Source organism: Neobacillus sp. YX16 (assembly GCF_030123505.1).
Taxonomy (GTDB): Bacteria; Bacillota; Bacilli; order Bacillales; family Cytobacillaceae; genus Neobacillus.
Map to the genome: position 1 here is coordinate 1,822,203 of NZ_CP126115.1, position 20,825 is coordinate 1,843,027.

Sequence of the window (20,825 nt, forward strand, 5' to 3'; positions counted from 1 at the left end):
ATGGAATGGGATTAAAGAGATTATTCAGAATGAATTAATATATATTATATAACAAATACACGAAAAATTCTTTAAATAATTGCTTGAAGGTAAGCGTTTTCTATATTTCGGCAAGTAAAACGTGTAAACATAAGGGGAGAAATAAAAAAATGGATATTTTCATAATAATCTAAAAGCCCCATTTCACTAATAATTGAAATGGTTTTTTTTCTTTTTTAGGACAGACTTACAAACTAGTATCTGCTAAAATATTAATAAAATAGATAAAAATGGGTGGGTATTATGAATAATATTGGCATTATTGGCGCTGGTTCGATAGGATTATTATTCGCTTCTTACTTGGCTAAGGCTTTTTCTGTAACACTTTATACAAGGACATGTGAACAAGCAGAAGTAATCAATCAAAAGGGAATAATCCTTCAAAAGGGAAGGACTCAAAGGAGAGTCAGCGTTAAGGCTTTGCCAATTTCAATGTGGAAGGGTACTGAAGAAATAACGATTATTGCGGTAAAACAATATCAACTTCAATCTATTATTGACCATTTCAGGAATTTAGATTGCAGCCCTAAAAATCTATTATTTTTACAAAACGGTATGAGTCATTTAACATTACTTGAAAAAATTGATGCCGCTGCCATTCTTGTGGGGTCCGTTGAGCAGGGAGCAAGCAAGGTGAATTCAAATACGGTACGTCACAATGGTGAAGGAGCAGTCAATGCAGCTCTATATAAAGGTAAACCAGAAATCTTGTTGGAGTTTTCGGAAGCTTGCTTACCTATAGATTTTCCTATTACGATAAAAGACAATTATTATCAAATGATGGTAAATAAATTAATTGCCAATGCAGTAATAAATCCCTTAACAGCAATTCTTCAAGTCAAAAACGGGGAATTAATTACAAACACTTTCTATTTTGCTGCCGTAAAAAAACTATTCCTTGAAATCTCTTCTATATTAAATTTAGAAGATCCTATTAGGAAGTTTAGAGATATGATTAGAATTTGTAAAAAAACAGGTGAAAATCAGTCTTCAATGCTAATAGATTTGGAGGCAGGAAGAAGGACTGAGGTAGACGCGATTCTTGGCTTTTTGTTAAATGAAGCAAATAAACAACAAAAGCCTGCAATAAATATTGAGAATTACTATTATTTATTAAAAGGGAAAGAAAAGGCTGGGGAGGGAGTTAATTGAATTCATTTATCTCATCAATCATCACTATATTTTTAACAGTCCCTCTACTTGGGTTTTTCATCATCTTTGTAATAAATAAGCTAATTACCAAAAACGCTCGAAAGTCTTTTCATAAAGCCTTGGACTACTCAAATGTTTTATTTATCTTGGCCGTTCATTTTTTATTAATTACCATCTGGGGGAAATCATTTTTCTGGTGGATTCTGCTAATATTAATTATCATTGCAATGGTTTTTGTGGTAATACATTGGAGAATAAAGGGTGAAATTATCTTTACGAAGGTGTTTAAAGGCTTTTGGAGATTTAATTTTCTAATCTTCTTTTTAGCTTATATATCCTTAACTTTATTCGGTATATTGCGGAGTGCGGTAACTTTTACATTTTCCTAAGCAAAGATTTTTTTTATTAGGATAGATGATGTTATACTCATATGGAATGAATACGGTTGATTAGAAAGGAAGTACTTAAATGGAGATTTTAAATCTCTCATTATCAGCAACTAACCGGTTTGCTTCTAATTATCTAGAGCAATCTCCTGATATTTTGTCTTTTTTTCATTATCGATTTAATGACATTGCCGAAGATCAGAAAAGATTGGATGAATTAAGTAATCGAAGCTTTCCACGTGAAGAAGTAGCTGATCACATTGAGAAATTTATGGAGCGTTTTCCATCATCAGAGGCAGTAAATAATTCGCTTGCAAAACTAAAACAATTGAATAGTGTAGTTGTCATTGGTGGTCAACAAGCAGGAATACTTACCGGCCCTCTTTATTCAATACATAAAATCATCTCAATTATTAAATTGGCTGAGGAAAAAGAGAAACAGCTTGGAACTCCTGTTGTGCCTGTATTCTGGATTGCAGGAGAAGATCATGATTTTCATGAAGTTAATCATGTGTTCATGCCGGTAGATCAAAGAGTTGACAAATGGTCTTACCCAGAAAAGGTTAAACAAAAGAAAATGGTCTCGGATATTAACCTGAATAAAGAAATTTGCAGGGAATGGGTAAGTAATCTTATAGAAAATTTTGGGGAGACGAACCATACAAAACAATTAATTAGTGTTGCTGAAGAAGCGTTATTGAATTCAACTACCTTTGTTGACTTTTTTGCCAATATTGTTATGGAACTTTTTAAAGATTTTGGCTTATTAATAGTCGATTCAGGTGATAGTAAATTCCGTCTCTTGCAAAAAGAAAACTTCTCAAAACAAATTAAACACCATAGGGAAGTTACAAATTATTTACTCGAACAGCAAAGTGTAATTGGCAAAAATGGGTTTCCTATCACAATTGATTCAACTGAAAGAGCAGCGAATATCTTTTACTGTCATCCAAAAACAAATGAACGAATTTTACTTGAATTTGATCAAGATAGTAATCGTTTTGTGGGGAAAAGTGGTGCAGTTTCCTTTACAAAAGGAGAATTAATTGAAATTGCCTGCCAAGATCCTGCAAAACTTAGTAATAATGTGGTGACACGACCATTAATGCAAGAATGGCTATTCCCGACACTAGCTTTTATTGCTGGACCTGGCGAAATTGCTTATTGGGCTGAATTGAAGCTTGTCTTTGAACATTTTAATATAAAAATGCCTCCTATTGTGCCAAGATTAAACATTACCCTGTTGGAAAGAGCTGTGGAAAGTGATATAAATGAGCTGCAATTAGAACTATCCGAGGTTTTAAGCAAGGGAAGTGTTGAAGAAAGAAATCGATTTCTCGAGTCCATAAGGGATAAAGAAGTTTCTGAACTATTCTCTTCACTAAAATCACAGTTATTAAAGCAATATGAGCTTATTGAAGCAAAAACGCATGAGCTTGATAGAAGCTTGCTGCCGTTATTAAAGAAAAATGAAAACTATCTTTTAAAGCAAATTGGATACATGGAAACAAAGCTGGAAGAATCAGTAAAGTCAAAGTTTGATGTGATTCTTAGTAAGTTTAACCGTATTGATTTATCCTTGCGTCCGGATGGTTTCCCTCAAGAGCGAGTGTGGAATATATTCTATTATTTAAATCAGTATGGAAATAATTTTATTAAAGAATTAATGGAACTTGAATTTGAATTTGATGGTCGGCATAAGGTAATTAAACTTTAAGAAACTTCACCAACGGTGAAGTTTCTTTTTCTGAGGAACTTCACCAACGGTGAAGTTTCTTTTTCTGAGGAACTTCACCAGGGTGAAGTTTCTTTTTTTTTTTTGCTGTGTTAAATTAGGCTGTTGATTTGTGCTCCACTAAGGAATGCTTCTTCGAATAATCATCGCAAGGACAGGCGGTGGTCTCTGTCTGTCCGAGGCGCTTCGCTTTCCGCAGGCGGTTCGGGAAGCCTGTCTAGCTGCAGCGCCTAGCCCCTCGAGTCTCTTCGGTCCCAACGATGAAGTCAAAGAACGACTTCATCGTCAGGCCCTCCAGCGCTTGTCGGGGCTGTACAAGGCGCTTCCGCTTTTCCTACTCCTCGGCGCTAAGAGATAAGCGGGGTCTCCCCTGTCCCGTCCTCCTGCAGGACATTGATTTACATCCTCGAACCTGCCCACGCACGAAGAAAATGCGATAGCATTTTCGAGGAGTCTCGCGCCTTCCGCACAAATCAACAGAGTTCTAAAATCATAAATTCACCTTTAACACTACATTTATATAAAAAATTTCTGGTTAAAAAAGGATTTACGCAAGTAACCAAGAATTATTAAAAAATAAGTGGAGGAAAGTGGGGGAATGTGGTACATTTTATATAGAAAGTGGGGGTACCGGGTATGTTTATGGGTGAATACCATCATAGCATTGATATTAAAGGCCGTATGATTGTGCCATCCAAATTCCGCGAAGACCTTGGTGAGATGTTTATCATCACCCGCGGTTTGGATCAATGTTTGTTTGGTTACCCATTATCAGAGTGGGCATCGATTGAAGAAAAACTTAAAGGCCTGCCTCTGACGAAAAAAGATGCCCGTGCATTTACCCGATTCTTCTTTTCTGGTGCAACAGAAAGCGAACTGGATAAACAAGGAAGAATTAACATTCCGGCACCATTGCTTCAGTATGCAAAATTAGAAAAAGAATGTGTAGTTTTAGGAGTTTCCAATCGAATCGAAATTTGGAGCAAACAGATTTGGGAAGACTATTTCTCACAGTCCGAAGATTCTTTTGCCGAAATTGCAGAAAATATGATTGGTTTTGATATATAATGGACAAGTTATTCTATTATAACTCCGTTTTATATCGTTCGATTGGAAAAGGTGATAATGATGTTTGAACATACAACTGTGTTACTAGATGAAGCTGTTAATGGATTGAAAATTAAACCAAACGGCATTTATGTTGATTGTACTTTAGGTGGAGCCGGCCACAGTTCCCAGATACTTTCACAACTTACTGATAACGGAAAATTGTTTGCCTTCGATCAAGACGAAATAGCTATTGCACATGCAAAAGAGAAATTGTCACTCTATGGTGAGCAACTAACAATAATCAAAAGCAATTTCTTATACCTAAAGGAAGAACTTGAAAAGCTAGGGATTGAGAAAGTTGACGGGGTTTTATATGACCTTGGTGTGTCCTCTCCTCAATTAGATACTCCGGAAAGAGGCTTCAGTTATCATCATGATGCACCGCTTGACATGAGAATGGATAATGAAGCACAAATTTCAGCATACGATGTTATTAATCATTGGTCTTACGAGGATTTGGTCAGGATCTTTTTTCGCTATGGTGAAGAGAAATTCTCTAAGCAAATTGCCCGAAAAATCGAGGCTAGAAGAGAGATTCAGCCAATTGAAACCACATTTGAGTTGGTTGACCTGATTAAGGAAGGGATTCCTGCCCCTGCAAGAAGGAAGGGCGGACATCCAGCTAAAAGGATTTTTCAGGCAGTAAGAATCGCCGTGAATGATGAATTGGCTGTTTTCGAGAAGTCTTTGCAAAAAGCAATTGATATTCTTAATCCAGGAGGAAGGATAAGTGTTATTACCTTTCACTCATTAGAAGATCGGATTTGTAAAGCTGCTTTTAAGAAAGCAAGTGAAATTCCAGATTTACCGCATGGTTTACCTGTGATTCCCGAGGAATTCAAACCTATTATGAAGTTAATTACTAGAAAACCAATTCTTCCATCAGAAGAAGAATTAGAACATAATAATCGCGCCCGATCTGCAAAGCTTCGTATTGCAGAAAAATTATAAAAAAAATTATGTGGAGGGGAAAGAATGAGTAGTCTTGCCAGGAAATTTCAGCAACAGCAGCAAGTAGAACGGACAGTAGAGGTACAGGAACGTACTATTGTAAAAACAAAAAAGCACTGGCTAACACCTGGGGAGAAAATAATCGGAATCGTATTTACAGGGTTGGTTTGTTTTGGTGCCGTCAACCTCATCTCGAATCAAGCAGAAATTTACCAGGTAAATAAGGATATTCAGGAAGTTCAAACTTCGATAAATGAACTAGAAAAGGTAAACAATGACCTGCAGGTACAAGTAAGTGAGCTTAGTACGTATGAGCGGATTTGGGAAAAAGCAAAACAAATGGGACTTGTTTTAAACGAAAATAACGTCAAGGTTGTGCACGAGAAATGAACAAGAAACAGCCATATATGAATTTCGGAGCAGCCGGTTTGTTTGTACTATTCGGCCTGCTCTTTTTTATATTGTTATTGAGGTATTTTTCCATTCAATTTACTGGTGAGGTCGGTTCCCAGCCGCTTGCAGCAAAAGCACAGCAAAAATACAGCAGAACAGGGAATTTGGAAGCGGTAAGAGGTGTGATTTATGACAAAAATGGGGAAGTGGTCTCTGAGGATACAACTTCTTATACATTGATTGCCATTTTAGATAAAAAGATGACTACGAATACAAAAAAGCCGAACCATGTTACGGACCCAGAAAAAACTGCAAGGGAATTGGCAAAGTTTATCGAAATGGAAGAATCTAAGATTTATAGTATTTTAACTAAAGATCAGTTTCAGGTTGAATTTGGTAAAGCGGGAAGAGACATTTCGCACCAAACAAAAAAAGAAATTGAAGCTTTAAAACTTCCAGGGATTACATTTAAACGAGACTCAAAAAGGTTTTATCCGAATGGAATCTTTGCTTCTCACCTAGTTGGATACGCTGACAGAATTGATGAAAAGGATGGAACCTACAATTACGTCGGGAAAATGGGGATTGAACAAACATTAAATAAAGAGTTAACAGGCAAGGATGGGAAAATTAATTACGAAAGTGATTTATGGGGATATTTGCTTCCAAACGGTGAACAGAAGGTTACCCCTGCTGAGAACGGAAATGATGTCTACTTAACGATTGACAAGAAGATTCAAACATTCCTAGAAGATGCTATGAACAAGGTAGTTGAGGAATATAATCCAAAGAAAATCATCGCCATCGTAGCTGATCCAAAAACAGGTGAAATCTTAGCGATGGGACAGAGACCTTCCTTTCACCCTAAAACGAAGGAAGGGATTAATAACAGCTGGCATAACGAAGCCATCGAATCTTCTTTTGAGCCAGGTTCAACGATGAAAATTTTCACACTTGCTGCGGCTATTGAAGAAAAAAAATTTAATCCTAATGAATTATTCCAGTCTGGTTCTTATAGAGTAACATCAAAAGATAAGCCAATACATGACCATAATAGATCTGGATGGGGAACCATTTCCTATCTTGAGGGAGTTCAGCGCTCTTCGAATGTTGCCTTTGCAAAGCTGGCAAATGAAAAATTAGGTTTTGAAAAATTCCGTGAGTACTTAACTAAATTTGGATTGGACCGACCAACCGGTATCGACCTTCCAAATGAAACGTCTGGAAAAATTCAATTTACCTGGCCAATTGAAAAAGCAACCACTGCATATGGACAAGGGACGGCGATTACGCCAATCCAGCAAATCCAGGCGGCAACAGCGATTGCAAATAAGGGGAAAATGATGAAGCCTCACGTGGTAGACAAAATCGTCAATCACGACACAGGAAAAGTAATTCGTGATACTACGCCAGAAGTTGTTGGCACACCCATTTCTGCTGAAACCGCAAAAGAAGTACTTGATATTCTTGAAACAGTAGTAACAAATGAAGAAACAGGTACGGGAAATCGATATCAGATTGATGGCTATAGTGTTGCAGGAAAAACAGGAACTGCAAGTATTCCTGATCCTAAGGGCGGTTATTTAGGAGGACAAGAAGATTATATTTTTTCATTTTTAGGCATGGCTCCTGCTGATAATCCAAAATTAATTGTATACGTTGCAGTTCAACAACCGGAAATTGAGCACTATTCCATGGGCTCTATCCCAGTTTCGATGGTTTTTAATCCTGTTATGAAAAATAGTTTACAATACTTAAATATTCAACCTTCACAACAAGAAAAAGCCTCTACGACAAAACTAGGAGAGTTCGAAGGTCAAGCTGTAACAGAAACAATAAAAAAACTTGAGGAACAGGAACTAGAGGTAGTTGTTTTAGGAAAGGGAACAAAAGTAACGGGACAGCTTCCAGCTGCCGGTACAAACGTTCTAGAAGGTGAGAAAATTATTCTTCAAACTGATGGAGAGTTGAATGTACCTGATTTTTCAGGGTGGTCACTCAGGGACGTGATGAAGGTTGCAAAAATATCTGGAGTTAAACTAAATTCTACAGGCAGCGGTTATGTGGTTAAGCAAAGTCTCAAAGAGGGTGCGCTTTTACGCAAAGGAGATTTTTTAATCGTTGATTTAAAAACTCCAGAAGATATCTTGAAGTTAGAGGAAGAAAACAAAGAAGTTGATGAAAATAGTAAGTTATCTGATGAAGTGGCAGAAGAGGTCCCGCTAGATTGATAATAGGCATAGAACGGTGTCAGTAATCGTTCTATCCAAATAAGTACAAGCATATAAATGAACGAGTAGGATAAAGGAGGCTCGTTCATTTTATGCGTGTTTCAAATGTAACTGTCCGTAAGAGGTTAATGATTGCATTGTTCGTTGGAATTCTTATCTTTTTAATCATTGATGTCCGACTTGGTTATGTACAGTTTGTTCTAGGTGATATGTTGACCGGTCAAGCTAAAGGTTCTTGGAGTAGAAATATTCCATTTGAACCAGAGCGCGGCGAGATTATAGACCGTAATGGTGTTCCATTAGCCACAAATGTTAGTGCTCCAACTGTATATGTAGTACCGAGACAGGTCAAAGACCCTGCTGCAACTTCTGAAAAACTTTCCGCTGTGTTAAATATTCCAAAGGAAAATGCATATCGGCAAATCACCCAGGGTGAATCTATTGTAAGGATAAAAGAGGGTAGAAAGATTTCTCATGAAAAAGCAAAAGAAATCAGGGCTTTAGGACTTGAAGGAGTTTATATAGGTGAAGACTCAAAAAGGCATTACCCGTTTGGGAGTTATCTTTCTCATGTTTTAGGATTTTCTGGGGTGGACAACCAGGGGTTAATGGGATTAGAGCTATATTACGACAAAGAACTTAGCGGTGAGAAAGGCTCTGTTAAGTTTTATGCCAATGCTAAGGGTGAAAGAATGAATGACATGGCTGACGATTACGAGCATCCCGTTGATGGTCTTGATTTAAAGCTTACAATCGATACCAAAATTCAAACCATTATTGAGCGAGAGCTTGATATTGCGGAAGCAACTTATAATCCAGATGGAATTATTGCGATTGCCATGAATCCGAATAATGGAAAAATTTTAGGGATGTCTAGTCGGCCGACATTCGACCCCGCAAATTTTAGGAATGTTCCTCAGGAAGTATATAACCGGAATCTTCCTGTGTGGTCAAGCTATGAGCCAGGTTCAACATTTAAAATCATCACGCTTGCTGCTGCTCTCGAGGAAGGGAAAGTGGATTTGGAAAAGGAACATTTCCATGATCCAGGTTCAGTAGAAGTTGCGGGTGCAAGGTTAAAATGCTGGAAACGCGGCGGCCATGGAAGCCAGACTTTTTTAGAAGTAGTCCAAAATTCATGTAACCCAGGATTTGTGGAACTCGGTCAAAGATTAGGAAAAGATACATTGTTTAAATATATAAAAGATTTTGGTTTTGGGCAGAAAACAGGGATTGACTTAGCGGGTGAAGGTTCCGGGATATTATTTAATTTAGAACGAGTGGGTCCTGTTGAACTAGCAACAACGGCTTTTGGTCAAGGTGTATCTGTAACGCCCATTCAACAGGTCGCAGCTGTTGCCGCAGCTGTAAACGGCGGTATTCTTTATAAGCCATATATCGCAGAAGAGTTAATTGATCCTGTTACAAAAGAAGTAGTGATGAGAAATACTCCTGTGGAGAAACGAAGAGTTATCTCTGAAGCAACGTCCAAGGAAATTCGCCATGCCCTAGAAAGTGTTGTGGCACAAGGTACTGGTTTCAGGGCCTTTGTTGACTCCTATCGAATTGGCGGCAAAACAGGAACCGCACAAAAAGCGCAAAACGGAAGATATTTGGAAAATAATTTTATCGTTTCTTTTATGGGTTTTGCCCCTGCAGATGATCCAGAAATCGTTGTATATGTGGCCGTAGATAACCCCAAAGGCGGGCTTATCTTTGGGGGAACCATAAGTGCTCCAATCGTTGGCAGTATCATGAAGGATGGTCTTATGGCAATGGGAGTAAAACCTAGGAAAGATCAAATTGAAAAAGAATTAAGATGGCCGGACACGGCGCCAATAACCCTTCCAGACTTAACAGGTTTAACAAAATTGGAAATTACCGAACAGCTGCTAAATCTTAAGATTGATGCAAGTGGTGAAGGTGACATTGTTGTAAGACAATCCCCTGAAGCCGGTACAAAAGTAAAAGAAGGTTCAACAATTAGACTTTATTTTGGTAAAGAGGAATAAAGATAGTGTGAAAAATTTCTTTGTTAGGCGGCCGGAATGATTTCTGCCGCCTGTTTTTTTTGAAAAACTAAAGGATAAATGGCATTCTACTTTGTTTTGCTGTAAAATAAGGTGAATCTTTTTAAGAGAAATTTTTATGTAAAAAATTGTTGATTTTGCAAAAGGCAAGAGAGGAATTGAGATTATGAAATTACATGATTTACTTCAACATTTGCACCTCCTTGTTCCTTATCAAGGAACTGATGCTGAGATTTCGTCGATTGAAAACGACAATCGCAAGGTGCAAAAGGGAAGTTTATTTATTTGTATTAAAGGATATACCGTCGATGGACATGATTATGCGGAATCCGCAGTGAATAATGGAGCTGCTGCAGTGCTAGCTGAGCGCGCACTTCCACTTTCTGTACCCGTCATAATCGTTAATGATACAACTAGGGCGATGGCAGTATTAGCTGATGCTTTTTATAACCATCCAACAAAAAAACTACATTTAATCGGAATCACAGGGACTAACGGGAAAACAACCACCAGTCATCTAATCGAAAAAATATTTTCTGATGTAAATCGGAGTACGGGATTAATAGGAACCATGTATACAAAAATAGGCAGCCAGAAGATTGAAACGAAAAATACAACGCCAGAAAGTTTAATCCTTCAAAAGGGTTTCCAACAAATGCTTGATGCTGGTGTAGATACAGCAATAATGGAGGTTTCATCACATGCCTTACATATGGGGAGAGTACATGGTTGTGACTATGATATAGCCGTATTTACAAACCTCAGCCAAGATCATTTAGACTACCATAAAACAATGGACGACTATAAGCACGCTAAGAGTTTATTATTTTCTCAGCTAGGAAATACTTTTGACCCTAATAAACCCAAATATGCAATCTTAAATGCAGATGACTCTGCTTCTGAAATGTATCGCAAATCAACAGCAGCCCATGTTATTACGTATGGAATTGATAATGAGGCAGATTTCCATGCCAGAAATATTAAGATGACTTCTAGTGGGACTACTTTTGAAATAGTAATTAAAGAGAAGAGTTATCCAATCAACATACAGCTCATTGGGAAGTTTAGTGTTTATAATGTTTTGGCTAGTATCGCTGCTGCCTTTGTTTCAAATATTCCGATGGTAGAAATTATTGATTCTATCGAAAGTGTTAAAGGGGTAGACGGAAGATTTGAGCTCGTAAATGCAGGTCAAGAATTTACAGTTATAGTGGATTATGCACATACACCGGATAGCTTAGAAAATGTCTTGAAAACAATACAAAGCTTTGCCAATAAGAGAGTTTTTGTAGTAGTAGGATGTGGAGGAGACCGTGATAAAACAAAGCGGCCATTGATGGCTGAAATTGCATGTCGGTATGGTACAGATCCTATTTTCACCTCGGATAACCCAAGAAGTGAAGACCCTTTAGCAATATTAAGAGATATGGAGAATGGTGTATCAGGGGAAAGCTACATTACCATTCCTGATAGAAAAGAGGCTATTGTTAAGGCAATTAACCAGGCTGCTGATGGAGATGTAATCTTAATCGCTGGTAAAGGCCACGAAACATACCAGATAATCGGCAGTAAAGTTTATGATTTTGATGACCGAGTCATTGCTCGGGAAGCTATCGAGGAGAGATAGAAATGTACTTAGCTTTTGATGATTTAGTAGCAATATTCCCGGAGTTTAAGGGTATAAAAGAGGCGGATCATTTATATTTTACGGTCACTGACAATGCAGGCAGAGAGCAGACAAGAGGTTTATTTATACCGTTAAATGATGATTCAGGGGAACTTTTAGATGCAATCGCAAATGGGGCCATTGCAGCAGTTTGGGATAAAAAGAAACAGATACCGAGATATACTCCCAATCACTTTCCCATCTTTTTTACTGAAAATCCCACCTCAGGAGTCCGAGATTTGTTGCGATTTTATTTTGATAAAATAGACGGAGATAAAGTAGAGAAAATGAATATGACCGATTTCGCATTTTTAAATAAAAAACTTCTCAAAGAAAATAAAGAAACATATGATATAGCTGTAATGTTGGAAAAGATAGCTATGAAGAATTCGAATAATGATGTAGAGAGGAGGGGGTAAAAATGCTGGAGCAAGTTATTTTTTTCACAATTTTAATGGGCTTCCTGATTACCGTATTGCTTTCTCCAATTTTTATTCCCTTCTTAAGAAGGTTGAAATTTGGACAAAGCATTAGGGAAGAAGGTCCCAAATCCCATCAAGTAAAAACGGGTACACCAACGATGGGCGGTATCATGATTTTATTTTCCATTATTATTACTACTCTTGTCATGACTGGAAAGTTTTCTGAACCAACTGTTAAAACCTATTTACTTATTCTTGTAACATTTGGATTTGGTTTATTAGGATTTTTGGATGATTTTATCAAAGTCGCATTAAAGCGTAATTTAGGTTTAACCTCTAGACAAAAGCTTTTAGGGCAAATTATTATTTCAGTTATTTTTTATCTTGTTTATAAAGAAAATGGTTTTCCTACGGAAATTACGATCCCAGGTAGTGATTACTCCATTGAATTAGGCTGGTTTTTTGTGTTTTTCATTGTTTTTTGGCTGGTAGGCTTTTCAAATGCAGTCAATTTGACAGATGGACTAGATGGATTACTTTCAGGGACGGCCGCGATAGCTTTTGGTGCCTATGCTGTCTTAGCTTGGAATCAATCGCAGATGGAAGTGGCAATCTTTTCAGTTGCTGTAGCTGGGGCTGTTTTAGGGTTCCTAGTTTTTAATGCTCACCCTGCAAAGGTGTTTATGGGTGATACCGGGTCACTCGCCCTTGGTGGTGCGATTGCTACCATAGCTATTTTAACAAAGTTGGAATTATTGTTAGTTATTATAGGCGGCGTATTTGTAATTGAAACCTTGTCGGTTATTTTGCAGGTTATCTCTTTTAAAACAACAGGGAAAAGGATTTTTCGGATGAGTCCACTCCATCACCACTACGAGCTGCGTGGTTGGTCTGAATGGAAGGTTGTTGTAACTTTTTGGAGTGTTGGTTTAATATTAGCGATACTAGGTATCTATATTGAGGTGTGGTTATAAGTGAAGCAGATTAATACGTATATTCATAAAAAAATACTCGTCCTTGGACTTGCAAAAAGCGGGGTAACGGCTGCTGCTCTTTTACATAAACTTGGAGCGTTCGTGACAGTAAATGATAAAAAACCATTATCAGAAAATCCAGAGGCGCGAGGGTTATTAGAGCAAGGTATTAAAGTTATATGTGGTGAACACCCTGTTGAACTACTCGACGAAGGATTCGAACTTATCGTAAAAAATCCCGGCATTCCGTATCAAAACCCTATCATTGAAGGCGCTATTGAGAAGGGTATACCTGTTTTAACAGAGGTGGAGCTTGCTTACCAAATATCTGAAGCACCTTTCATTGGTATAACCGGGACAAATGGAAAAACGACCACGACTACATTAATTTTTGAAATGTTGAATGCAGGTAATAAGAAGCCTTTAATTGCCGGTAATATTGGAACAGTTGCTTCTGGTGTAGCGGAAGAAGCGACGTCAGAAAATAATATCGTTATCGAATTATCATCCTTTCAATTAATGGGAATAGAAACGTTCAAGCCTAAGATAGCCATTATTACGAATTTGTATGATGCTCATTTAGATTATCATGGAAACAGAGAAGAGTATTATAAAGCAAAAGCGAATATTACCAAAAATCAGACGGATGAAGATTACTTTATTTATAATGCAGATCAGCAGGAAGTGGTGGAAATTGCTGCAAAATCCCGGGCTTGTGCTATTCCATTTTCGACAAAGCGCGTGATTACGGAAGGTGCTTACATTAATGAGGGCTGGATTTGCTTTAAAGGCAAAAAAGTAATGTTAGTAGAAGAAATAGCTCTTCCTGGTGTTCATAATCTTGAAAATATCTTATCTGCAATGGCAGCTGCAAAGTTAACCGGTGTTAAGAATGATGCCATTATAAGTGTTCTTAGAACGTTCACAGGGGTTAAACACCGTCTTCAGTACGTTACAGAAATTGCTGATAGAAAGTTTTATAATGACTCAAAGGCAACAAATATGCTTGCCACTATCCCGGCGTTACAGGCTTTTAAGAATCCAATAATTCTGCTTGCCGGAGGGCTTGACCGTGGAAATGAATTTGATGAACTAATACCATATTTGAAAAATGTGAAAGCATTAATTACTTTTGGTCAAACTGCAGGGAAAATTCAGCGGGTTGGGGTAGAAGCAGGAATAAAACAAATTAACACTGTCGATAATGTTGAAAAGGCCGTGCCTGTTGCTTATGAATATTCAGAACCAGGTGACGTTATTTTGTTATCTCCTGCATGTGCAAGCTGGGATCAATATAAAAGTTTTGAAGTCAGGGGAGACATTTTTATCGAAGCGGTGCATAAGCTTAAGTAAGGGCTTGTCCAACGAAAAGCGGAAGCGACTTGTCCAAGGAAAAATGAAGTTCATTTTTTCCCAGGAGCGACAGGCATAAGACGAGCCGACGGGAAGGTTGTTCTTTAACCTTCTCGTTGGATTGGCTTATGACCCCGAGCTCCTAGTCGCTGGAGCTGGACATCTATCGAAGCCTTAAAACTTGCTATTCGAGGTGTTAGGTGTGCCGACAAAGAGAACAACTCCTGATTTTATATTATTAATTTGTACATTTACGTTATTGGCAGTAGGGCTTATTATGGTTTATAGTGCGAGTGCGGTATGGGCGGAATATAAATTCGATGACTCGTTCTTCTTTGCAAAGAGACAAACGCTATTTGCGGGTGTTGGGATTGCAGCCATGTTTTTTATCATGAATATTAATTATTGGACATGGAGAGAGTGGTCAAAGGTCATTTTGATAACCTGTTTTGTGTTACTAATACTCGTACTCATTCCAGGGGTTGGAAATGTTCGAAATGGCTCGCGGAGCTGGATTGGCGTAGGTGCCTTCTCCGTTCAGCCATCAGAGTTTATGAAGCTTGCTATGATTGCCTTTTTAGCGAAGTTTCTTTCTGAGAGACAGAAATTGATCACCTCCTTTAAAAAAGGGCTGGTGCCATCTTTAGGTCTTGTATTTGTTGCCTTTGCCTTGATTATGCTCCAACCAGATTTAGGTACTGGAACTGTAATGATTGGCACCTGTGTAGTTATGATATTTATTGCGGGTGCTAGAGTTGGACACTTTGCATTATTAGGTTTAATAGGATTAGCAGGATTTGTAGGTTTGATTGCTTCTGCTCCCTATAGGATGAAAAGGATCACCTCCTTCTTAGACCCTTGGCAAGACCCGCTAGGGAGTGGTTTTCAAATTATCCAATCGCTCTATGCAATTGGTCCAGGCGGCTTATTCGGTCTTGGGCTAGGTGAAAGCAGACAGAAGTTTTTTTACTTACCTGAACCACAAACTGACTTCATTTTTGCAATATTAGCAGAAGAACTAGGTTTTATTGGCGGTTCCTTTATTCTGCTTTTATTTGCACTGTTGTTATGGAGGGGAATTCGTATTGCCTTAGGGGCACCCGATTTGTATGGAAGCTTTCTGGCAGTTGGTATCATTTCAATGGTCGCCATTCAAGTTATGATAAACGTCGGTGTAGTAACTGGTTTAATGCCTGTTACTGGAATCACTCTTCCGTTCCTGAGTTATGGCGGATCTTCTCTAACCTTAATGTTGATGGCTATAGGTGTTTTATTAAACATAAGCCGTTATTCTAGATATTAATTTACCCTGTTCTTGAGGCAGGGTCTTTTTATTTATCTTTTTTGTTAGTTTACAATTAGATAACATTCTTTTTTCATTCCTTACCTTCTGTTAATTTTATAGTAAGATAGGATAAGAAATGAGCGTAAAGCATTTTTTAATTTGAGGTGGGCATATGAAAATAGTAGTAAGCGGCGGTGGAACTGGAGGACATATTTATCCGGCTCTTGCACTCATAAGGGAAATACAAAAAGAAAATAAGGATGCGCAAGTTTTATACATAGGGACAAAGAGCGGGTTGGAAAGTACAATTGTTCCTCGGGAAAAGATTCCTTTTAAATCTATCCATATTACCGGATTCAAAAGAAAATTATCCTTAGATAATATCAAAACGATTGTAAGATTCTTAAAAGGTGCTAGGGACAGTAAAAAAATGCTAAAAGAATTCCAGCCTGATATTGTAATTGGAACAGGTGGTTATGTCTGTGGGCCCGTTGTATATGCAGCTGCTAAATTAAAAATTCCAACCATTGTCCACGAGCAGAATAGTGTTCCTGGGTTAACAAATAAATTTTTAAGCAGATATGTTAACAAGATTGCTATTTGTTTTGAAGAGGCACGAGAATATTTCCCAAAAGAAAAAGTGGTTTTTACTGGTAACCCGCGGGCATCCGAAGTCATTGGGCAAGATGGCATTAAAGGAAGACTTTCAACAGGCTTAAGTACGACAATGCCAGCAGTATTAATTTTCGGGGGCAGCCGTGGTGCAAGACCCATAAATGATGCTGTTGTTAAGGCGCTATCTGAATTTGGTGAAAAGCCCTATCAAGTCCTGTATATTACGGGGGATGTGCATTTTGACGACGTGCAAAAAGAAGCTGAACTTGTTGGGAATCCTAAAAACGTAGTGATTAAGCCTTTTATTCATAACATGCCTGAGGTTCTGGCAGGGATTGACTTAGTTGTCTCAAGAGCAGGTGCAACGACACTTGCTGAAATCACTTCATTAGGAATTCCGAGTATTCTCGTGCCAAGTCCTTATGTTACGAATAATCATCAAGAAAAAAATGCAAGGTCACTTAGTGACCATGGAGCAGCAGAATTACTTATTGAGAAAGACTTAAATAGCAAAAGTCTAATTCAACATATAGACAAAATTCTGTTAGACCAAGAGAATCTAAAAATGATGAAAATAAAAGCAAAAAATTTAGGGGTACCGGACTCTGCTGAAAGGCTAAATAAACTTATGAAACAGCTAGTCCAAGGAAAACAAAAGTAGCCCAATACAGTTTTTAGCATAAACTAAAACTATACGTTTGTTTTGAAAGATAGGGTGATAGGAATGGACGGATTATTTACAGAAGTTCAAGAATTAAATATTGGCAAAGTGAAGAGAAATGAACCGCTATCCCAGCATACAACAATGAAAATTGGAGGTCCGGCTGATCTCTTTATTGAACCATCATCATTGGAAAATATTCAAAAAGTAATGAACCTCATTAAGGAACGTCAACTTCCCTGGAGAGCTATTGGCAGAGGATCTAATCTTCTTGTTTCTGATAAGGGGATTGAAGGTGTGGTAATAAGATTAGGTTCTGGATTAAACCATCTATCCATTAATGAGTCCACTATTACAGTTGGAGGAGGACATTCTTTAGTCAGCTTATCAACATTAATTTCGAAGAGGGGCATGTCTGGACTTGAATTTGCCAGCGGCATTCCAGGATCTGTTGGTGGAGCAGTTTATATGAACGCAGGAGCACATGGCTCTGATATTAGTAAGATTTTAACAAGGGCGCATATATTGTTTGAAGACGGGTCCATTGAATGGCTTTCAAATGATGAAATGGAGTTCACCTATAGGACCTCTGTCCTCCAAAAGAAACGCCCTGGTATCGTACTTGAAGCGGAATTTAAGCTGACAATGGGTGATAGGACTGCTATTGTTTCCAAAATGCAAAAAAATAAAGATTATCGCAAAGAAACACAGCCGTGGAATTTCCCGTGTGCAGGAAGTATTTTTCGTAACCCGCTTCCAAATTATGCCGGTAAATTAATTGAGGAAGCCGGCTTAAAAGGTTTCCAAATTGGCGGTGCAAAAATCTCAGAAATGCACGGAAATTTCATTGTAAATGCCGGTAATGCAACTGCCAAGGATGTATTAGATTTAATTCAGTATATTAAAGATAAAATTCTACATTTATATGGAATTAAAATGGAGACTGAGGTAGAAATTATTGGCCGTAAGTAATAAGAATTAATCGTACTTATTACAAATTTTGTGTTATAATTACTCATTATAAATATGGGAAAAAACTGAGAAAATGAATGACGGCATGATTTTTCGTGCCGTTGTTTTCGCTTTTTAGGCAGGAAAAGCGGGTAGAAATCATAGGTTTTCTTTTAGGACATGCTAAGCGTTATTCTTAATGGAGGGAAGTGTATGGATAAAGGTAAGATTGTCGCTCTTGAGGATCGAATTCCAAAGCTTAAAGAGCAAAGACGTCGTAAAGCCAATAGAAGGCTCATTATTCTTCTATTTTTGTTCTTTACCATGATTGCCGTCGTTGCATATGTACAGTCGCCATTAAGTCATGTTAAAAAGATAACCATTAAGGGAAATGATTTACTGTCAACAAATGAAATAATCAGTACCAGTCATTTATCAAAAAAAACAAATATTTGGAGTGTAAAGAAAGATTCAATTGAATTAAATCTACAAAAGGTGAATGTTATTAAAGAGGCAAAGGTTAAAATTGTATGGCCAAATACAGTAATGATTGAGATTGAGGAACGAAAAAAAATTGCTTATCTCGAGTCGGATAACTCCTATTACCCTGTTATGGAAAACGGAAAAATCCTTAAGGATAGGGAAGTGTCTGAAATACCTGTCAGTGCACCCATTCTTTTTAAATTTAAAGAGGGAGCTATCCTTAAAGAAACAGTCTCTGCTCTTGAAGAGCTTCCGGATGAAGTTCTAAACGCAATCTCTGAAGTACACTATACCCCGAAAAAAACGGATCAATATCATATTTCTTTATTTATGAATGATGGTTTTGAAGTAAGTGCCACATTACGAAGTTTTTCGGAAAAAATGATTCATTATCCTTCAATCATTAGCCAGTTAGATCCTAACAAAAAGGGTATTATCGATTTAGAGGTAGGTTCATATTTTAAAGCCTATGAATTGAAAGCGGACGAATCGGAGGAATCAGAAATTGAGAATGATAAAGGTGAAGGGTAAGCATGTAATTTTATCCCTTGTATGCCTTGTTCTTGGGTTTATGATTGCATTTTCTTATCACTTTACTCAAAAAGAAATAAATAAAAAAAATAAAAATTTAACAAGTAAACAATGGGAAAAAACCTTAGACCTGAGAAATCAATTAATTGAAATTGAAGAATTGAATCGGAAATTACAAAAGGAATTAAACCAAAAGCAAGAGAAAGTACTAGAAAACGAAAAAGACCTTTCAAAAGAAGCGGAAGCCTATCTGAATCTTGCCGAAGATGCAGAGAATTACCGAATGTTCTTAGGGAAAGTTAAGGTTAAGGGACAAGGTGTAAAGGTACAGTTATCAGATGGAGCCTATGACCCAGAGGAAGAAAATATTAATAACTATCTTGTTCATGAACACCATGTTTTTAAAGTAATCAATGAACTTTACATCTCAGGTGCTGCTGCCATTGCCATAAATGGCCAAAGATTAACAAGCCAGTCCTATATACTATGTGACGGACCTGTTATTACGGTTGATGGAATTCAACATCCAGCACCGTTTGTTATTACAGCTATTGGTGACCCTGATGTATTGACGTCTGCATTAAACCTTACCGGTGGTGTGAAAGATCAACTCGTTAACGATAATATTGTCTTTACTTTAGAAAAACAGAACGAAGTTATCCTAAATCCCATTTTAGGAAACTCATAGATATTGAATATGTCCACGAAAAGATAAATTTTAAAAGGTAAGGTGAAAAAAGTGGACAAGCATAAAAATAATATTAGTTTTATTGCAATATCCACAGTAATTGGTTTTATGATTGCCATTCAGTTTCAAACTGTAAAGGAACCTGTCGAACGCGATACTCGTGATTTGTGGCAGCTGCGGGAGGCTTTGCTCCAAGAAAAAGAATTGCAATCGGAGTTAGTAAGTGAAATTAGATCCAATGAAGAAAAATTACTGGCCTATGAATCAAAGCAAAAGCAGAGTAAGGAACAGGCTTTAAGAGATACGATAAATGAATTGAAAAATGAGGCCGGATTGACGGAAGTACAAGTTCCAGGTCTAACGTTGAAAATTCAACCTATTTTGGAGGAAATCCAATTAGGAACACCAGTATCAAAGGATGTTTCACCTGAACTGCTAAAAAGATTATTGAATGAATTAAATATGTATGACGCAAAGTACGTATCAGTAGATGGTCAAAGAATTATCAATACTACGGTTATAAGAGATATCAATAATGAAACAAAAGTTGATGGTCATGCAATATCAAGTTTACCGATAGAAGTTAAAGTCGGTGTAGATAATATTGAAATAGCCGAAAAACTATACAATCGGATAAAAGCATCTAAAGCTACAGAGGAATTTTTCACTGAAAACCTTAAGCTGGTTATTTCAGAACCAACCCCTGAGGTTACCATCCCCGCATATGATAACCCTATCCGGATTCGATTTTTAGAGTCATTGAAGGCGAATGAAGGAGGGAATACATAATGTGGCTGCCGGTATTAGGATTAATCCTTGGAGTATTTCTTGGTCTATTAACAGATATTAGGATTCCTGAAGAATATTCTAATTATTTATCTATAGCAGTTCTCGCAGCTCTTGACACCTTATTTGGTGGAATAAGGGCGCATCTGCAAAATATTTATGATGAAAAAGTTTTTGTTTCTGGTTTCTTTTTTAATATAATACTCGCTGCAAGTTTAGCTTTTCTAGGCGTTCATCTTGGTGTAGACTTGTATTTAGCAGCTGTTTTTGCCTTTGGTGTACGCTTATTTCAAAATATAGCTGTAATAAGACGAATATTATTGACAAAATGGTCAAAAAACAAAGAAAAAATATAAAAAAATTGATTTTTTTAAAGGGAATTA

19 protein-coding genes are annotated in these 20,825 nt (G+C 37.4%); all 19 read left to right on the forward strand.

Annotated features, from left to right (window positions below):
* Positions 1 to 282: 282 nt before the first annotated feature.
* The 19 genes from QNH48_RS09015 (at position 283) to QNH48_RS09105 (ending at position 20,798) form a co-directional block, all read left to right on the forward strand.
* Positions 283 to 1,191 (forward strand): 2-dehydropantoate 2-reductase, encoded by a 909-nt coding sequence (locus QNH48_RS09015; RefSeq protein ID WP_283954623.1) that lies wholly within the window; start codon positions 283 to 285, stop codon positions 1,189 to 1,191.
* Positions 1,188 to 1,580 (forward strand): DUF3397 domain-containing protein, encoded by a 393-nt coding sequence (locus QNH48_RS09020; RefSeq protein WP_095247752.1) that lies wholly within the window; start codon positions 1,188 to 1,190, stop codon positions 1,578 to 1,580. The genes QNH48_RS09015 and QNH48_RS09020 overlap by 4 nt, the downstream gene beginning before the upstream one ends.
* A gap of 79 nt (positions 1,581 to 1,659) precedes the next feature.
* Positions 1,660 to 3,294 carry a bacillithiol biosynthesis cysteine-adding enzyme BshC gene (gene bshC, locus QNH48_RS09025; RefSeq protein WP_283954624.1) on the forward strand — a complete coding sequence of 545 codons (1,635 nt, stop codon included), beginning with the start codon at positions 1,660 to 1,662 and terminating at the stop codon, positions 3,292 to 3,294.
* A 654-nt stretch (positions 3,295 to 3,948) separates the two neighbouring features.
* Positions 3,949 to 4,380 carry a division/cell wall cluster transcriptional repressor MraZ gene (gene mraZ, locus QNH48_RS09030; RefSeq protein ID WP_283954625.1) on the forward strand — a complete coding sequence of 144 codons (432 nt, stop codon included), beginning with the start codon at positions 3,949 to 3,951 and terminating at the stop codon, positions 4,378 to 4,380.
* 60 nt (positions 4,381 to 4,440) lie between these two features.
* Positions 4,441 to 5,373 (forward strand): 16S rRNA (cytosine(1402)-N(4))-methyltransferase RsmH, encoded by a 933-nt coding sequence (gene rsmH / locus QNH48_RS09035; RefSeq protein WP_283955722.1) that lies wholly within the window; start codon positions 4,441 to 4,443, stop codon positions 5,371 to 5,373.
* Between the two features lie 24 nt (positions 5,374 to 5,397).
* Entirely contained in the window at positions 5,398 to 5,763 is a 366-nt protein-coding gene (gene ftsL / locus QNH48_RS09040; RefSeq protein WP_133369471.1) for a cell division protein FtsL, read from the forward strand.
* Positions 5,760 to 7,997 (forward strand): penicillin-binding protein, encoded by a 2,238-nt coding sequence (locus QNH48_RS09045; RefSeq protein WP_283954626.1) that lies wholly within the window; start codon positions 5,760 to 5,762, stop codon positions 7,995 to 7,997. Before ftsL ends, QNH48_RS09045 begins: the two co-directional genes overlap by 4 nt.
* Positions 7,998 to 8,089: 92 nt before the next feature.
* Positions 8,090 to 10,009, forward strand: coding sequence for a stage V sporulation protein D (locus QNH48_RS09050; RefSeq protein ID WP_283954627.1), 1,920 nt, complete (start codon positions 8,090 to 8,092; stop codon positions 10,007 to 10,009).
* Between the two features lie 184 nt (positions 10,010 to 10,193).
* Entirely contained in the window at positions 10,194 to 11,654 is a 1,461-nt protein-coding gene (locus QNH48_RS09055) for a UDP-N-acetylmuramoyl-L-alanyl-D-glutamate--2,6-diaminopimelate ligase (RefSeq protein ID WP_283954628.1), read from the forward strand.
* Between the two features lie 2 nt (positions 11,655 to 11,656).
* Positions 11,657 to 12,112, forward strand: a complete 456-nt coding sequence (locus QNH48_RS09060; protein ID WP_133369467.1) for a hypothetical protein — start codon at positions 11,657 to 11,659, stop codon at positions 12,110 to 12,112.
* A 2-nt stretch (positions 12,113 to 12,114) separates the two neighbouring features.
* Positions 12,115 to 13,089 (forward strand): phospho-N-acetylmuramoyl-pentapeptide-transferase, encoded by a 975-nt coding sequence (gene mraY / locus QNH48_RS09065; RefSeq protein ID WP_283954629.1) that lies wholly within the window; start codon positions 12,115 to 12,117, stop codon positions 13,087 to 13,089.
* Positions 13,090 to 14,442, forward strand: coding sequence for a UDP-N-acetylmuramoyl-L-alanine--D-glutamate ligase (gene murD / locus QNH48_RS09070; protein ID WP_283954630.1), 1,353 nt, complete (start codon positions 13,090 to 13,092; stop codon positions 14,440 to 14,442).
* A 202-nt stretch (positions 14,443 to 14,644) separates the two neighbouring features.
* Positions 14,645 to 15,745 carry a stage V sporulation protein E gene (spoVE, locus tag QNH48_RS09075; protein WP_283954631.1) on the forward strand — a complete coding sequence of 367 codons (1,101 nt, stop codon included), beginning with the start codon at positions 14,645 to 14,647 and terminating at the stop codon, positions 15,743 to 15,745.
* Between the two features lie 154 nt (positions 15,746 to 15,899).
* Entirely contained in the window at positions 15,900 to 17,003 is a 1,104-nt protein-coding gene (gene murG / locus QNH48_RS09080; protein WP_283954632.1) for an undecaprenyldiphospho-muramoylpentapeptide beta-N-acetylglucosaminyltransferase, read from the forward strand.
* Positions 17,004 to 17,066: 63 nt separating this feature from the next.
* A complete protein-coding gene (gene murB / locus QNH48_RS09085) occupies positions 17,067 to 17,975 on the forward strand; it encodes a UDP-N-acetylmuramate dehydrogenase (RefSeq protein ID WP_283954633.1) in 909 nt (302 codons plus the stop codon).
* Positions 17,976 to 18,167: 192 nt separating this feature from the next.
* A complete protein-coding gene (locus QNH48_RS09090) occupies positions 18,168 to 18,968 on the forward strand; it encodes a cell division protein FtsQ/DivIB (RefSeq protein WP_283954634.1) in 801 nt (266 codons plus the stop codon).
* Entirely contained in the window at positions 18,949 to 19,656 is a 708-nt protein-coding gene (locus QNH48_RS09095) for a DUF881 domain-containing protein (protein WP_283955723.1), read from the forward strand. Before QNH48_RS09090 ends, QNH48_RS09095 begins: the two co-directional genes overlap by 20 nt.
* Before the next feature lie 51 nt (positions 19,657 to 19,707).
* Positions 19,708 to 20,445: a DUF881 domain-containing protein gene (locus QNH48_RS09100; RefSeq protein ID WP_283954635.1), complete on the forward strand. Its 738-nt coding sequence runs from the start codon at positions 19,708 to 19,710 to the stop codon at positions 20,443 to 20,445.
* Positions 20,445 to 20,798, forward strand: a complete 354-nt coding sequence (locus tag QNH48_RS09105) for a small basic family protein (protein WP_283954636.1) — start codon at positions 20,445 to 20,447, stop codon at positions 20,796 to 20,798. Before QNH48_RS09100 ends, QNH48_RS09105 begins: the two co-directional genes overlap by 1 nt.
* The last annotated feature ends 27 nt before the right edge of the window (positions 20,799 to 20,825 follow it).